At 35.4% G+C, this 16,458-nt stretch carries 11 protein-coding genes; 6 read left to right on the top strand and 5 right to left on the bottom strand.

Going from position 1 to position 16,458, the window contains the following annotated elements:
* Positions 1-9 precede the first annotated feature (9 nt).
* The 4 genes from IEV36_RS10490 to IEV36_RS10475 all read left to right on the top strand — a co-directional run bounded on the left by IEV36_RS10490 (position 10) and on the right by IEV36_RS10475 (position 3,992).
* A complete protein-coding gene (locus IEV36_RS10490) occupies positions 10-822 on the top strand; it encodes a MipA/OmpV family protein (protein WP_005258456.1) in 813 nt (270 codons plus the stop codon).
* Between the two features lie 71 nt (positions 823-893).
* Positions 894-2,108, top strand: coding sequence for an alpha/beta hydrolase family protein (locus tag IEV36_RS10485; RefSeq protein ID WP_005258457.1), 1,215 nt, complete (start codon positions 894-896; stop codon positions 2,106-2,108).
* Between the two features lie 69 nt (positions 2,109-2,177).
* Positions 2,178-3,047, top strand: a complete 870-nt coding sequence (locus tag IEV36_RS10480) for an aldo/keto reductase (RefSeq protein WP_005258459.1) — start codon at positions 2,178-2,180, stop codon at positions 3,045-3,047.
* Between the two features lie 9 nt (positions 3,048-3,056).
* Positions 3,057-3,992 (top strand): NAD(P)-dependent alcohol dehydrogenase, encoded by a 936-nt coding sequence (locus IEV36_RS10475; RefSeq protein WP_005258461.1) that lies wholly within the window; start codon positions 3,057-3,059, stop codon positions 3,990-3,992.
* Between the two features lie 551 nt (positions 3,993-4,543).
* Here IEV36_RS10475 and IEV36_RS10470 read toward each other — a convergent pair.
* Complete coding sequence (locus IEV36_RS10470) at positions 4,544-6,358, bottom strand: DUF4365 domain-containing protein (protein WP_005258463.1); 1,815 nt, start codon at positions 6,356-6,358, stop codon at positions 4,544-4,546.
* Between the two features lie 168 nt (positions 6,359-6,526).
* Positions 6,527-6,799 carry a hypothetical protein gene (locus IEV36_RS10465; RefSeq protein ID WP_005258464.1) on the bottom strand — a complete coding sequence of 91 codons (273 nt, stop codon included), beginning with the start codon at positions 6,797-6,799 and terminating at the stop codon, positions 6,527-6,529.
* Positions 6,800-7,228: 429 nt separating this feature from the next.
* Between IEV36_RS10465 and IEV36_RS10460 the strand changes: the two genes are divergently transcribed.
* On the top strand, positions 7,229-11,905 hold the full coding sequence (locus IEV36_RS10460; protein WP_005258466.1) for an NACHT domain-containing protein: 4,677 nt from the start codon (positions 7,229-7,231) through the stop codon (positions 11,903-11,905).
* 118 nt (positions 11,906-12,023) lie between these two features.
* Here the strand turns inward: IEV36_RS10460 and IEV36_RS10455 are convergent, their stop codons facing one another.
* From IEV36_RS10455 to IEV36_RS10445, 3 genes are all read right to left on the bottom strand, one after another.
* A complete protein-coding gene (locus IEV36_RS10455; protein ID WP_005258468.1) occupies positions 12,024-12,272 on the bottom strand; it encodes a hypothetical protein in 249 nt (82 codons plus the stop codon).
* 361 nt (positions 12,273-12,633) lie between these two features.
* On the bottom strand, positions 12,634-12,897 hold the full coding sequence (locus IEV36_RS18945) for a winged helix-turn-helix transcriptional regulator (protein WP_032863939.1): 264 nt from the start codon (positions 12,895-12,897) through the stop codon (positions 12,634-12,636).
* A 137-nt stretch (positions 12,898-13,034) separates the two neighbouring features.
* Positions 13,035-14,324, bottom strand: coding sequence for an OmpP1/FadL family transporter (locus tag IEV36_RS10445; RefSeq protein ID WP_005258469.1), 1,290 nt, complete (start codon positions 14,322-14,324; stop codon positions 13,035-13,037).
* 364 nt (positions 14,325-14,688) lie between these two features.
* On the opposite strand from IEV36_RS10445, the gene IEV36_RS10440 reads away from it, so the two are divergent.
* Positions 14,689-16,365, top strand: a complete 1,677-nt coding sequence (locus IEV36_RS10440; protein WP_005258471.1) for an AMP-binding protein — start codon at positions 14,689-14,691, stop codon at positions 16,363-16,365.
* Positions 16,366-16,458: the final 93 nt, after the last annotated feature.

Here is a 16,458-nt window from a genome sequence, read left to right as displayed (position 1 = left end):
GAGTTTTTCATGACCTTAAATAATCGTGCCTCATTGACACTGAGTGCAGCCCTACCTTTTGTATTTTTTTTACCCTTGGCAGAAGCTCGAGCAGAAGAAACATCAAATAAATCCAGAAAATGGGATTTAACATTAGGTGTTGGTGCATTGAGTCTGCCTGAATATCCAGGCAGTGATGACAATAAAACCGAAGTACTTCCACTCATCAATGCTCGTTACAACCGCTTTTTTATTGGTGGGGCTCCTGGCAGTGGTTTACCTGGGGGGCTAGGAGCTTATCTGTATGAAGATAAAAATTGGACCTTGGCTGCCGCTGTTGCACTTGGGATTGACGAACCTCGTAAGGAATCAGATGACAGCCGTTTACAGGGTTTAGGGGATATTGATGCTACAACTCGGGCAGGATTATCAGGCAGTTACCGCACAAACTGGTGGATGGTGAGTGCCAGTGTCATGTCCGATGTAGAGGGAAACAAGCAAGGCACGATGGTGAATGTTGATGCCAGAGTAAATTACCGTCCATTTGACAGACTAATGATTTCTGCTGGCCCTGGTTTGACTTGGGGCAATGATGAATATATGCAGACTTTCTTTGGCGTTAATGCTGAACAAGCTGCTAACTCTAATTTTGCAGCTTATGAAGCAGGCAATGGTATTTCAAATTTACGTTTCTCAATTCATGCCCAATACCAACTCACACCGCATTGGAATATAGGCGCAAATATCACCGCTGCGCAATTACAAAGTGATGCAGCCGATAGCCCTATCGTTCAGGATAAAAACCAAACAATGTATGGGGCATTTCTCACTTATCGTTTTTAAAAATTTCTATGACTAATCTCTGATTAATCATACCTACTTAATGGACAGATAAAAAGCAAGAGGTCGTTATTATGAAAGATCAATCATCTAACACTCAAACAAATGTAAATCCCACATTTCAAGGAAAACATTGGACAAATCACAATTTTTTTAATGAAAACATTCTAATTGACGCTCTTACAAAACACATTCTAAGCCTTATGCCTTACGGCATGACCGATTTTGGTGAGGTTATGGATATCGTCTGTCAGCTTAAAGACAGTAATGAAGAAACCTGGATGACTGCATGGGCAGAATTGGCAGGACGTATTCAAGCTCGGGCAGAAGAAGCTGACAAGAATGGTAAAAGTGTTACAGCGTCAACGGCCTATCTAAGAGCGTCAACTTATTGGCGTTGTGCATTATTGTATTTTAGCGATTTTGAAGATGCTCGTATGAAAGATTATGCGATTGCAAGTGCAACATGTTATCAACGCTATCTACATTTATCTGGTTATCCTGGAGTCGCCATTGAAATACCTTATGAGGATAGCTTTTTACCTGGCTATTTTTATAAATCCCCCAAAGCTGGAGAAAAAGCTCCTCTACTGATTATTACACCAGGTCGAGATACCTGGGCAGAAGATACACGCTGGGTTTATGAAGCAGCTCTTCGCAGAGGAATTCATTGTTTGATCTATGATGGTCCAGGTCAGGGCTTTGCATTAAGACTGAATAATCTGACATTCCGCCCTGACTGGGAAAAAGTCGTCAGCCCAATCATTGACTTTGCTCTGGATAAATTTCCAGAAGTCGATGCGAATAAGATTGCACTTATGGGTTTAAGCTTTGGTGGCTATCTAATACCACGTGTTGCTGCATTTGATCAGCGTATTAAGGTATGTATCACTGATCCAGGTAATATCAGCTGGGGACGACAAATTATCAATCAACTGGAAAAGTTCAAAGAACATCCACTAGAGCAATTACCAGCACAAATGAAAAATTTGGTACGTGATTATGCATGGAAGCATGGTGTACCAAATACAATTAAAGATGTCATTGACGCGCTACAACCCTATGATAACTCAGAAATTCTTAAAAAAGTTACTTGCGAAACACTTGTACTAGATGGAACAGCCGAAGTATTTAGCGGTGCAAAACCATTTTACGAGGTATTACAGGGACCTAAGGAATATCTTTTATTTGATGAGACCTCAACGGCCCAATCGCATTGTCAGATAGGAGGATATGCTACTGCCTCTGAATTCATCTTTGACTGGCTGGCTGAGCGACTTAGCGTTTAGTCATAAATTCAAGAGAAACCAACATGGTTTTGAAATGAATTAAGACACCAATTAAGCGAGGAATATTTAATGAAAACATCTTTAAATTCTCATGAATTTTTATTAGGCGGCGACACGCCTATAAATCGCCTTGGTTTTGGCGCAATGCGTTTACCCTGTAACGGCTTTAGAGGCGTAGCACGTGATCCAGAAGTAGGGAAAAGAGTATTGGACCATGCTACAAAACTTGGCGTCAATTTAATCGATACAGCAGAGTTTTATCAAAGTGGTGATGGCATAGTGCGTGCCAATAATCTTATTCGAGATGCCTTACATCCTTATCCATCCAGTTTGGTTATTGCGACTAAGGTCGGTGTGGTATTCAATGAGGATGGAAGCCATCGAACAGCAACAGGTCAAGATATGCGTCAGCTGATTGAGGAAAATTTAAAAAGCCTCGGACTTGACTCTCTTGATCTCGTATATCTGCGAATAGGTGAAATGACTGTGCCACATGGTGAATCTATTGCCGAACGCTTTGAAGCACTAGCTAAATTACGTGAAGAAGGACTAATTCGTCATTTAGGCTTAAGCAATATCGATCATACACATTTGGCAGAAGCACAATCAATTGCTCCTGTTACCGCAGTCCAGAATCATTTCAGTATTACTAATCGTAAGGATATGGATTTATTAAATATCTGTACGAACAATAAGATTGCCTTTTGTCCATTTTTCCCACTCGGTGGTGGGATGAATAATATTGATAATGATCAACTCACCAGAATAGCTACTAAACATGGTGCAACGACAACTCAGATTGCATTAGCTTGGTTACTCGCACTTTCTCCAGTCATGCTAGCCATTCCTGGTACAGGTTCACTTGAACATTTAGAAGAGAACATGGCAAGCACAAATATTCAACTGACTGACGAAGACTTGGCAGAATTAAATCATTAAGGAAATGTGATGAAAAGAATACAATTTGACCAATATGGTGGTCCAGAGCATATGTCTTTCGCTGAATATACTCTCCCGAATTTAGCATCCAATCGAGTCCGTATACGTGTAAAAGCTGCTGCACTTAATCCTCTGGACTGGAAATTACGTCAAGGTGCCATGAAGTTTGCAACTGGCAGAAAATTTCCACAAGGCATGGGCAGTGATTTTGCAGGTATCATTGAGGAAATTGGCGAGCATGTGAAAGATTTTAAAGTTGGAGACGAAGTTTTTGGCACACTTGAAATTCGTAGGCAAGGCGCCTTTGCTGAAATAGTGGATGCAGATTCAGAACTGATTTGCCTTAAACCAAAGTCATTGAGTTTTAGCGAAGCTGCCTGTCTTCCAATCCCCGCTGCAACCGCATGGAATGCTATTGTGAATACGGCAAAAGTAACATCAGGAATGCGTATATTTATAAATGGTTGTAGTGGTGCTGTGGGCAACTTTGCTATACAGATCGCTTTAAACCATGGAGCAGATATCTCTGGTACATGCGGTGAAAAGTCTATAGAAAATATCAAAGCCTCGGGAGTTCATTCAGTATACCAATATACCGATAAATTCTCATTCATCTCTAATGGCCCCTATGATGTAGTATTTGACACCCTTGGAACTCTACCGGTTACTGATGGCTTGGAAATGCTTTTAAATAAAGGAAAGTTTATAGATATTAATCCAACAATAGGCAGAGTTCTAAGAGGAATAGCATCTATATCAAAAAGTTATAAAATGGTGTTTGCGACAGGTGGTTTTAAAAATCTCTCCGACATTGAAAAGCTTGCAACTCAAGGAAATCTGCATTCTTCCATTGGTCTCGAAGTACCTTTCACCGAGGCATTGGATGTTATCAGAAATACAGAACAAGGACAACGAATACTTGGTAGAGTAATTTTATTAATGTAATAAATGGTTTATCTTATAGTTTACAACTATATTGTTAAATAAAAAATTAAAGCCTTAAACTTAGTTTAAGGCTTTAATGTAAAATTATTAAAGGCTAGAAATTTTAACTTATTGATTTTATTTAATCATAAGTTTACAACTTTATTGTTCAAACACAGTACCGTATGCAAAAGTTTTTGGAGTTACTGAGAAGTAGAACCACAGGTTAGATCACATCACGGGATAGCCCATTAGAATGAGATGCTCGACTAGCTGGAGCCTATACAATACTTCAAAGTCAATTTGTACATTAATCCAAAAAGATTAGCTCCAAAATAGGCAATAGTCCTATTTCTGCGACAAATCAGGTACGTGTGTGAACACTTAAATCAGTAAGTGGAACCTCATATGTGTTTTGGGTATAGGCAAGATTTATTAAGCACTCACATAAGACGTTTCACTCAATCGAAATTAAAAAAGGTTCTGTATTAAGAGCACATACTCTTAACCACCTTAGTTACGGAATTTCTGGTGAGTAAGTAAAAATATTGAACTTAATCCTAGAATAGACATCAAAAAGCGCTAAACTTATCTAAAAGAGGCTTATGACTAATCGCCTCCTCGCCATGCCATTTTAGACTCCAGTTCCAACTATCTGGTCTTGAAACACAATCTTTACATTGATCGCAGTGGTTTTGTTTAAATCCTTTCAAAAAATCGGGGCCTTCATCTTGATCATAAACCTCAGCTAACGACCACCCACCACTAACGTAATGATGCTTCAAACAAACTAAAGTAATCATTCCTAAAGAATGCATTCCTAATTGTTGAGCAATCATCCCCCTAGGTTTGTAATGTACAAATAAGCTCTCACAATTCTTCATTACATTAGAAGGGTCATAGTTTTGAAGTCCTATTTTGACGAACTGCCCCTCTTTACTTTTAGAATCATCTGGATCCATCCCAAGACTCTTCGCTAAGTTTAAAAAGAATGCTTTTTGTTCTTCTGGGCTTGAGTCATAAAAACTGTGCTCCGTGTGCAAGTCTTTAACATGCACTTCTATTTCATCCAACATATCTTTTGCATCAGGAGAAAGCTTTAGTACAAGCTCTCTTATCGAGACCAACTTGCTTCGGTTTTCATACATCTCATTGATATATAAAAAATAAATCTTTCCTAACTTACGGTAATCACCACATGACGAAACATAAGCTATAATTGTTTCGATACTTAGAGAATGCCACTCCTCTAAAAAATCTATAGACTGTTTTGAACCACGCGCAGAATGAACCATTTTGAATAAGTAAAGTAGTTGAGCTAATTCAACAAATAAGGACGCGAGTACATCAAATTGACTTTGGCTTATCAATCTATTACAAAGGATGATAAGCTTCTGAAGTTCTTTACATACTTCAAGATATAATTGATGTGTTTGCCCATCCATAAGCATATATTCAATACTTCGGCTATCAAAATTTGCATTAGAGAAATGTAATGCGTGAAGCTGCTCTAATTTTATTTTAAATATTTCTATGCGCAACTTCCCTATCGCAGTAGTTCCATATATATTACTTCGGACTTCCCTTGCGACATGGACTAACTTCTCTTTAACCTTAAGCCGTTCAGAAATTTGTTCAACTTTAATGGTCTTGTATGGTGCAGCCTCAAATGCTTCAGCGAAATAAGCTAGAGCAATAAATCTATCTTTAGCAGGAACTATTGGTGATTGAAATATCTGGCTGGCTTGCTCATAAAGCGTCTTAAATTCCTTCTGTAAAAAGAGTCGATCAAGCTTTACATGATGAGCTTTGAAAAAAGCGTCACCTATATCATTAATACACTTATCAATTTCATCAGGTCTAACAACTAAATAATTTGAAACTGCTTTCCTAATGCCCCTTATAGATAAATAATCCCAACATTGCTTTACAGCAGCTATCAATCCTAGAAATGAGTCATTATCTTTTCGAATGAGTTCACGTTGTATAGGCAGATGTACACTCTTGTTTTCATCATTCGTACTTTCTATCTGCTCTCTAATTATTTCACTATCAGTAATGGATAACCAAAACACTCTCTCCAGAGTCACATCCACCACTACCAATATTACGGGTATGTTAAATGATAAATAGTATTTAAGTCTTTCGACTTTGATGCTATGAGATACAACTTGCCCGTCCTTAATAAACGAACAATTTTCCTCGCCCTTTACTTGGATCTTAAAAACGTTGTCTTCACCAAGAGCCTTCCCTTCTGCATCTTTAATTTCAATCTCATAGTCAATACCATGATCATCTTGATCTTCTTGGCTGCGGGCAATCCAATTAGCAGGCAGCTTATATTCAAAAATCCGCCCCGCCTCTTTTCCAATTTCTCCAGCATTCATTTTACAGCCTCATATCTTTAACCAAGACATTATAGCAAATGTAGATTTTCAATCTGACCATTCAATTTATTTCAAATCTATCTACTAGATCAATTTAAAGAGAGTCAAGACTGGTAAGCGCCTACCAGTCCCAAATAAGCTCATAGAAGTCTAATTTCTCATTCTGCCTCAGTAGAAAGAATGTCCACAATGCTGGCATTGAAAGCAAGATTGCACAGTTTGAGTTGAAGCAGAACCAAATACTGAACCTAACAAACCGCCGACTACGACCCCTGCCATCCCTCCTATGAGAAGTGACACAGGTAATGTTTTTGATAATGCTGCACCCATCGTGGCAAATAATGCTGACGATGCCAAACTTTGGTTGCCAGCCTGTGAACTACCATTTTGCATAACACGGATCATATGCTCTGAATGGCAATATGGACAATTGATTTGCATAAGATATACCTCTGAAATAGAAAAGGCCTAGTATTAGGCTAAGCCTTTGAAAACGACGTGTTCTCATTCAGATGGTATATATGTGAAAAAAAATAAAACCATTCCAACATGTTGTTTAAATGACTTGTAACCGGCCCTATCCTCAAGGGTCCAATCTATCCAACCTATCTTTTATTGAATTGTTTAGGTCTATGATCAATATCACAGCTAAACCTATCAATTTCTTCTAGAAGCCCCCTTAGGTAATATCTTCTAAGTTGAAATGATCCGAGCCTAAGTCTTCTTGAACTACCATAAAGCGGATTCGACTCATACATGTAAGACATAATATCGCTTATAGGAACTAGTCTGACTAATTAAGCAAAGTATTGCTATCATCCACAAGTATTATATATTACTGAATAATAGGTTAAAAATAAGGTTGTATACATGGCATTAGAATCAGGCGGTTTTGCTGAGAAATTAGGCAACTATTTTGAGACAAATTGGATTGCCTATCAATTCATAAGACTTCTTGAAGAAAAAACTGCTTATGTCACCATAGAACCTATAGGTACTGATGAAGTAGGCGTAGACGTCATTATTGGGCGACAAGATGGCAAAACAGAACATCATCAATGCAAAGCTGGAAATGGAAGTAATGAATTCTGGACTCTTTCAGCCTTAAATAGTACAAGCATATTAAAAAATGCCAAGTTCCAGATTGAGCAAGGTACTGAAGAATTTAATCTTGTTTCACCTTTAACTTGTAAACTAATGGCGGACTTACGTTTAATTGCATTGAATTACAATGGGGTACCTCAAGATTTTTTAACTTACCAAATTAACTCTAGTGCAGAAAGACACAAAGATTTTTCGCAGCTATGTACATATCTTGGGTTGGATATTCAACAAGATATACATTTGGAACGTGCAATTAATTTCCTACAAAAATTTGTAGTGACTAGTTACTCTGAAGATGCCTATCAACGGAATGAGCTACTCGATAAGGCTTCTATACTCTTTTTTGACCAACCGATTAATGTGATTAATTTTCTAAAAAATTATCCTGTTGGCTTTAATAGGCTTAGGCAAAAAATTACAGTTTCTCAACTATTAAACGATCTTGAGTCCCACGGTTTCAGTCTAAAAATCACACCTAATGATGAAAGGATCACAACTGTTATTAGACAACTATCAGAAGAATTCATTAATTCTATTGAACCTCATCTTATTACTCAAAATGTTATCCCACGTCCTGAACTTAATGAAATTGTTCAATCAGTAAATCAAACAGCCGTCACTCTTATTAAAGCAGAAGCTGGGATGGGTAAAAGTGTTGTCTTATTGGACCTGCATCAACAGTTACAAGCACAAAATATTATTAGTATTCCTATAAGACTTGATCGAAAGCACCCTGAAAATAACATAGATCAGTTTGGGCAAGATTTAGGATTTCCGTCTTCCCCTATTAGCTGTTTAAAAAATTTTGCGAAACATCAAAAAGTAGTGATTCTTTTAGATCAATTAGATGCAATACGTTGGACAGGATCACACTCAAGTAACGCCTTAGAAATATGTCGTCAATTAGTAAGACAGATTCTTAGCTTACGCCAAGAAAAGATTCAAATAAGTATTATTCTTGCTTCTAGAGATTTTGATGCACAAGAAGATGCAGCTCTTTCAAGTTGGATTGGCAGCCTTACCAGCCATCTTAGTAAAATTAGTATTTCCACATTAGATGAATCAATAGTCAGCAATCTCATCAAAGATTATGAGGTTTATAATTCCCTAACTGAAGAAAAAAAGAAAACTTTACAAATTCCTTTATGGCTTAATATTTATTTAACGATCGCAGAAAGAATCCAATCTGCTCCCCAGTTTACAAATAAGTTAGAATTAGTACGACTCTTTAGAGAAAATCGCTTAGACCTCTTAGAATTTAATCATCACATTTCTAAACAAGATGCTATAAATCTTATCGATGTTATTGTTGAACAAATGTCTCGTAACTCACGCCTGAATGTGAATGAAAACATTTTACCTTCAGGTAGTCAAAATACATTACATGCTTTAATTTCTGTGGGGCTATTATTCAAGCAAAGCGCTAGAATTAGTTTCAGACATCAAGCTCTTTATGATTATCAAATCGGCCTTAAGCTCTTTAATGAGGCTATGATATCTACAGATAATCTAATTCAAATGCTTGGGAACCGTAGCGAACAAACGTTAACAAAGCGTGAGCATTTAAAATATGCTCTCAACCTTTTACTTGAAACAGATCAAACCACATTCTGCAATAGCATTAGAGCAATAATTTTTAATGAAAATATAAGATTTCACTTAAAGTATTTAGCCCTTAATTCACTAAAAAATATAAAAGATTTAAAAAAACCAGCTAAGCTCTTAATTGATGAAATTATTGCAGAACCTGGCTTATTTATTAAGTTCCTAAACAACAGCTGTTATGAAAATGTCGCAATTTTATCCTATCTTTCAGAAAAAAAGTATTTGAATAGTTGGCTAAATGACCATAATCCTGAATTGCTAGATATTACTTTAAGATTACTTAGATCGATTGCAGACTATTCACCAGATCTTGTTCTCTCTGAAATGAAACCATTTATAGGGAAGACTGAACAATGGGATAGATATGTCTATAACACCTTATGCTGGGAAATAGCTAATGACTCAGTAGAAATGTTTGAAGTACGCAAACAGCTTATAGCAGTAGGCTGTTATGTGAATTTTATCAACTGGAAAGATCTTTCTAGAAAAAATCCCCTACGAGCCTTAGACCTGATTGAGTTAATGCTGGATCATTATAAAGATATTATAGAAATTGATTATTATTCTGAAAAACGTTCTAGCAAACCCAAATTTTCAAATAGAGATAACTGGTCAAGTATCGAACTGGATGAAATAATTACTCTCGCTGATGCAATTCCCCAAGAAACTATTCGTAGATTACTTGCTCGCTTATCTAATCTCTTAAGCAGTACAGATAATGATGAACAACCCTATCACTGGTTATCTAAAAATACTAGATACAATAATGACCCTGTAGCTAATCTAATTCATGGAATAATTGAATTACTCGAAAAATCAGCTGAGAACTTATATGACCAATCTAATCTTTTGTTTGAGTTAATTCACGGCTATAGCAGCAACAAAAATTTTGTATTTAATCATATATTAGCTAAAATTATCATATATCTATCACCTAATTATTCAGATTTTATCATTGAATGGATTTTATCCAATCCTGAAATACGTTTTGAATGCGGAAATACCTACAAAGAGCCAGCATGGATATTATCAGGAAAAATAATTGAAAAATTTTCTCCATTCTGTTCAAAAACCTTATTTCATGAATTAGAAAATCGAATTTTATTTTTTTCTTCCTTTGATTATGACGATATAAAAAGACAGCTTAAATATAGAAGAACAGGGTATTTCTCTCATTATTGGGGAGAAACTCAGTACTTCTTACTGCCAAAACTTGATAAAAAAAGGCGGTCTATCCAAGCAGAAGAAATGATCCAGATACTTAACCGTAAGTTTGGTCAATCTAAATCATCAGATTTTTGTAAAAGTTACGAAATAAATAGTGGTTGGGTCACCTCTCCTATACGCAACGCTAATCATCTTTCTGATCAAGCATGGACTAATTTGATTCTCACGCCTGCTAAAGAGTTTAATTCATTTAGATTAAAACGTATTAATGGAGATACTCTAGCAGAAGCAAGTATCCATCAATTTTCAAACGCATTATTTACTGCTACAAAGAATCAACCTATTCGCTTTTGTAGATTAGCCTTATCCTTACCTAAAGATATTGATAGTCAATATATTGAAGCCTTCTTTCGAGGCTTACGTGATTCCAGCTCATCGAATGTTACTGAACCATATCGTGATAGTTGGCAATCCCCTCATATCGAATTAATTGAGCAAGTATTAGCCCACTTTTCACTAATGGATGATGGTCACGCGTTAATTGATTTATTAGACACTCGTATAAAAACATTGTCTCCACAATATATTGAACAAATTGAATATTTAGCGATAAATTCAAAGGACCCAATACAGGGTAAGCTCAATATCTACAACCCTCAAAAGGGAAATGATCCAGAAGTAATTTCAGCTGAAGAGCTTAGAGGTAATACAATTAACTGTGTAAGAGGTAAAGCTTATTTGGCTATTGCCGAGCTCTTTTGGAATGATAAAGAATATGCTTTGTCTCATAAGCATTTTGTAGATTTAGCTATAAATGATCCTCATCCAGCAGTAAAATTGGCGGCACTGGAACTCTTAGCTCCTTTGCTAAATTATGACGAAGATTTTGCCTTCACCCAATTTCTTGCTTTATGCAACAAAGACCTAAGAATGGCTTGTGGTTATGAGTCACATTACTTTTTCAATAATGGTTTTAAAGGTGAGCATCAGGAAGATTTAATCTCACTTGTTTTGAAAATGTTAAGCTCAGAATATCAAGACGTTCGTAAGGAGGCTGCACGCCAAATTTATGCTCGTTGGTATTTTTATGACCTCTTTCAGGAGGAACTCAAAATCATTTTTAATGACACTGGTATTCTAAAAGAAGGCTGTACGTCTGTAGTTAACCAGCTTTTATGTGATGGGCATGGAGATGAAAATTTAGAAAAATTGCAATCATCTTTTGAGATATTGGTTAATGATAACGATGAAGGCATACTGCGTTCAATTAGTAGTACAGTTGGACATGATGAGTTTTGGAACAAAATAAATTCAGTAGAACTATTTCAAATATTTGCCAAATCAAAAGCTGCTCATTTTAATCTATATGGTTTATTTCATTACTTTGAAAACAAAAGTGATAGTTACACTGAATATAGCTCATCACTTTTGACATTAGTTATTAATATAACAACTAACTCAACCAGCAATAGTGAATCTAAAAATGAAAGGTTCCAAGACTCAGAAATTATAAAAGTTGTACAACGTCTTTATGACGAAGCAACAGATGATGAAGATAGCGACACTCTTAACATTTGTTTAGATATATGGGACTATCTATTTCAGTCAGATGCTTATTCTTCACTTGTTCTAAGAACGACCAATCATTTAGAAAATGGTCTTCTAAGTTAAATGATAGAAGCGCTACGTAGGATATGAAATCCAATAGATAAATCTATCTAATAAACTATTCACTTCATACTGGACAGGGCATACATTTTCAATATATCTCTGTCCAAGGCGAAATACATTATCTTTCTTTATTGGATTGAGAAAGTACCGAAGCTGCTAAAGTTTTTGTAGCATCACTATATTTTTCACTTTGTAATACTTTTGAAGCCTTTGACTCCATATCACTGCTTGTCTGTTTACCTGAATGGGTCTGAGCTAGAGCAGATCCAGCAAGCTCTTTCTGAATTGTTGAAGAGGACGGATTACGCAATACATCTGAGGCTAGTGAGCCAACTTTACTAGATGTTTGTTTTGAGTTTTTTGACATGATAAGAATACCTTAAGTTACAAAGATTAAATCATATCTTGATTACCAATTTGATCAACAATCAAACGACACAGCTTGACGCTGAAAAATTTTTCCCGATGAAATGAGATTAAAGATTGGTAATTCCCCCTAAAATAAAATGATTGCAAAAGTTAAACGATTAAACTGCACTGAATAGTCGTATTAAAATAGTTTTAATTACGACCATGTTTGCCTTTTAATTGAGTATTGGGACCTATTAATTGTGCGATAGATTTTTGGTAAAAATTTATTCATCTGAGAATTATACTACTGAACAAGACATTACGAACTACTTTGTGCAACAAGTCCATCATCAATATAAAATGAAGTCTAGCTTTGGTTACTCCAATTCTTTAAAATTTTTTACAATTATTTCCCCAAATTTTGTTAGCTCGTAATATTCGTATTGTGTATTTGATATAGTTTGTTTTCTTATTAGATTCGATCGAATCAACAAGTTTAGATTCCTAGCTAGAACTGAACGGCTTATTCCAAGGTGAATTTGAATTTTATTAAATCTATTTATCTTCAAATCAGCAGCTAAAAGAATCCTCATACACCACTTTGTTTCATAAACCACACTAATTATCAGTTCACTATTCATATAACAAACCTATAATTTTAAGCATAATTAAGCTTACTAAATGAAGTATTTCCTAGGTAATACTTGTTATTGAGATCAATTGTTAGAAAATACTTCAAAATCAGTTTTCATTTAGTAAATAAATTTTGACTTAGAAATCAAAATTTATATCCAAACTTTAAGCCATATGCGATAGCATAATTATCTTTAAATTCAGAAGACTGGGCATTCAATGAATTACCAGGTACAGAATAAGATCCTGCTTGAGCAGTCGCATCTCCTAACCAGAAATACTTGACCCCTGCTGCTACAAAATATGATGAAGTAGGATTATATTGTACTCCAGCCCCTACACTCCAATATCCATCTACAGGTCCTAACGTAGTGACAGGATTTCCAGCACCAGAATCCCAACCTAACTGTCCACTCACAGCCCATTGCTCATTTAATTTTCTCCCCAAACCTAAATTAACAGACCACTGATCTTTTGACCAATCAGCGAGATTAAATCCATCTTTATAACTAGGACTAAGTTGTTGAGCTAGAATTTCAGATGCAAAACCAAAGTCATGTGGACGTATCACAAAATCTTTCCAATTGACCCAACGTATATTTGCCGATAATAAAGTTTTGTCATTTAAACCTGTCTGAAAATCTAAATTCACTGATTCAGGAGTTGTTACTTTAGTTTTTGCATCAACATATCCAAATGCAGGGTTCTGCTTTAATACTTCTAGTGCACCTAGATCTTCTTGTATATCAAACTTATGATCTATACTAGATCTATAGGTAACCGCTGCTTTCAGTGCAATTTCTGGAATCTCATAAGCCACACCAGCCAACCATCCAACACTGCTATCTTCTGGTATATCTGCTGTATATCCACCTAATCCTTGTACTCCTCCATATGTCATTCCACGAAGTTGCACATTTCCCTTAACACTTTGATAAGCTGGGCCAACATAAAGATTCCAATTCTTATTTGGTTGAAAACCAATAATCAAAGAAATATTTTCAGATTTAACTTCTGCATTTGTGGATTCACCAGTATTACCATTATGGAACATTCCTTGGTTACCAACTATTGGCACAGCCTTTGGAATTACAGATTCATCTGAAGAATAATTTGCTTTAGCGCCAAATGGTTGATCGTAAAGTAAACCTATTGAAAAATGTTCTGTTGCCTGAACTTTCAATGCAGCATTTACGAAAGAATAACTTTCCCCCATATCATGAACATTTGCACCATTAAGAATGGATAGAGAGGGATTTCCAGGTTTAACCTTTCCAGAAACATGAGGATCTAAAGCAAATGCTGAAACTTCAAAATAATTACCATCTTGTAAAAAAGGCAAGATAGGCTGTCCTGATCGATCTAGAGCAGCAGCAAGCGCAGAATTAACACCCATAAAACTTAAGATTGAAACAGCAACGATATTCTTTTTCATACTAAACGAACGTTTGGTTAAAAATATTTAACCAAATTTACTTCTTTTATTGAAGGAATGAAATACTCTTTTGCATATACATGACTATGAATTTAATTCATAACATGAAATTTAAAACATAAGACACTGAATATATTTAATTTTTCCAAAAAACCAAGGAATTAAATTTAATGTGACTATAAAGTTATAAATAAAATATTATTGATTTTCAATGATATAAAAAACTTAATATAAATAAAATATTGATTTTTTTTTATTCAATTGACAACTGTATATTTATTGAATAATTATTTAAATGCATTGGGTTCATCCCATTTTTTTTAAAATTATTATTTAAACGATCGTTTAAAAAAGGAGTTTTCATATGGAATATGCATCACGCCCATGGATAAAAAATTATCCAGAAACTTTACAAGAATTCATTGATCAAGGACCATATTCAACTGAAAACTATATTGAAATCGTGAATCATGTGACCGAAAAATTCTCGTCGAATCCAGCATTTAGCATGGTGCTACCTGACGGAAAATCTAAATCTCTTAGCTTTGAACAAATTGATGATTATTCGAACAAATTAGCTTCATATTTAAAAAATACACTAAACCTTTCAAAGGGTGATGTAGTGGGTATACAACTTGCCAATTGCCCTCATTATCCAATTATTACTTTTGCTGCATGGAAAATTGGTGCAATCGTCACAAATATTAATCCGCTCTATACTTTGAGAGAAAGTGAACATCAACTTCAAGATAGCGGTACAAAAGTCTTATTTTTGTTAGAACAAGCATTGGGTAATTTTGAAAAAATTATAGAATTAAATGCACAGTTAGCACATATCCAACTCGTCACTGTTTCATTAAAGGACTTTTTCATTCCAACAAATAGCTCAATAGAAAGTATTGATTTTCATGATAAAAAACCACATCAACCTGCAAGTTTCATAGAGATCGTATCGCGACATGACGCATTAAATAAAAATGAGTATATCAATCATGAAGTAGCGGTCTATCAATATACTGGGGGTACCACAGGCAAAAGTAAGGGAGCCATCATTACCCATAAAAATATTCTTTCATTCGTGCAGAATTGTAATGAGTATGTCAAATCGTATGGGTTTGGCTTCAATGAGCACGATACAGTATTAACAGCTATCCCTATGTACCATGTCATCGCTTTCTGTGGAAACTTTTTATTATTCTATTCAGAAGGAACTCACAATGTATTGGTACCCTCTCCCAAACCAATTGACAATTTAAGGCCAGCCTTTTCATCTTTCAAAATCTCATGGATTACTGGTGTAGAAACTCTTTTTTCAGCCCTACTGAATACGACTTGGTTTAAAGATGAAGCTAAAAGTATGAGATGTTGTATTTCTGGTGGAGCAGCATTGCGCCCTATCACTTTAGAGGCATGGAAAAATACAATTAGTCCAATCTATGAAGCATTTGGAATGACTGAAATTGCAAGTGTAGCGACCATGCATCCATTAATCAGTGAGCTTAAGAAATCATCAGTTGGAATCCCTTTACCATTTTATGAAATTAAAATTGTGAATGATAAAAATCAGGAAGTCCCTATTGGTCATGAAGGGGAACTCTGTGTTAAAGGTCCGCAGCTTATGCAAAGCTATCTAAATACCCGAGAGAATCCTTTTATTGAAGGATGGTTTCATACCGGCGATATCGCTAAAATGGATCAAGATGGTTACATCTACATACTTGATCGTAAAAAAGATATGGTTATTGTTTCTGGTTTTAATGTTTATCCAAACGAGATTGAGGCTGTCTTAGGTAATCATCCTCACATTCAGGATGTTGCTGTTATAGGTATCCCAGATGACAAAACAGGTGAATCTTTGCTTGCCTATATTGTTCCTTCCAATGATTCATTAACTATTGAAAATGTTATAAGCTTTTGTCAGGAGCATTTGACAGCTTATAAGGTTCCAAAAAAATTTGAATTACGTCTGGATTTACCTAAAACGACCGTGGGAAAAATTATGCGTAACCAGCTCAAACAAGCAGTTGCAAATAACAGCTAGTTTCTTAGTTTATTAAATTCCAAGTGAGACTATTAAGTATTTGACATTGTAAGAATTTAGACATTTTTAAACAATCGTTTAAATACTCATAGT

This window comes from Acinetobacter vivianii (genome assembly GCF_014635885.1).
Taxonomy (GTDB): Bacteria; Pseudomonadota; Gammaproteobacteria; order Pseudomonadales; family Moraxellaceae; genus Acinetobacter; species Acinetobacter vivianii.
This window is presented reverse-complemented; position numbering and strand designations above follow the sequence as displayed.

What these genes read in the sequence shown, in the direction of transcription:
- IEV36_RS10490 (WP_005258456.1), top strand. Translation starts at nt 10, where the DNA reads ATGACCTTAAATAATCGTGCCTCATTGACACTGAGTGCAGCCCTACCT.
- IEV36_RS10485 (WP_005258457.1), top strand. Translation starts at nt 894, where the DNA reads ATGAAAGATCAATCATCTAACACTCAAACAAATGTAAATCCCACATTT.
- IEV36_RS10480 (WP_005258459.1), top strand. Translation starts at nt 2,178, where the DNA reads ATGAAAACATCTTTAAATTCTCATGAATTTTTATTAGGCGGCGACACG.
- IEV36_RS10475 (WP_005258461.1), top strand. Translation starts at nt 3,057, where the DNA reads ATGAAAAGAATACAATTTGACCAATATGGTGGTCCAGAGCATATGTCT.
- IEV36_RS10470 (WP_005258463.1), bottom strand. Translation starts at nt 6,358, where the DNA reads ATGAATGCTGGAGAAATTGGAAAAGAGGCGGGGCGGATTTTTGAATAT.
- IEV36_RS10465 (WP_005258464.1), bottom strand. Translation starts at nt 6,799, where the DNA reads ATGCAAATCAATTGTCCATATTGCCATTCAGAGCATATGATCCGTGTT.
- IEV36_RS10460 (WP_005258466.1), top strand. Translation starts at nt 7,229, where the DNA reads ATGGCATTAGAATCAGGCGGTTTTGCTGAGAAATTAGGCAACTATTTT.
- IEV36_RS10455 (WP_005258468.1), bottom strand. Translation starts at nt 12,272, where the DNA reads ATGTCAAAAAACTCAAAACAAACATCTAGTAAAGTTGGCTCACTAGCC.
- IEV36_RS18945 (WP_032863939.1), bottom strand. Translation starts at nt 12,897, where the DNA reads ATGAATAGTGAACTGATAATTAGTGTGGTTTATGAAACAAAGTGGTGT.
- IEV36_RS10445 (WP_005258469.1), bottom strand. Translation starts at nt 14,324, where the DNA reads ATGAAAAAGAATATCGTTGCTGTTTCAATCTTAAGTTTTATGGGTGTT.
- IEV36_RS10440 (WP_005258471.1), top strand. Translation starts at nt 14,689, where the DNA reads ATGGAATATGCATCACGCCCATGGATAAAAAATTATCCAGAAACTTTA.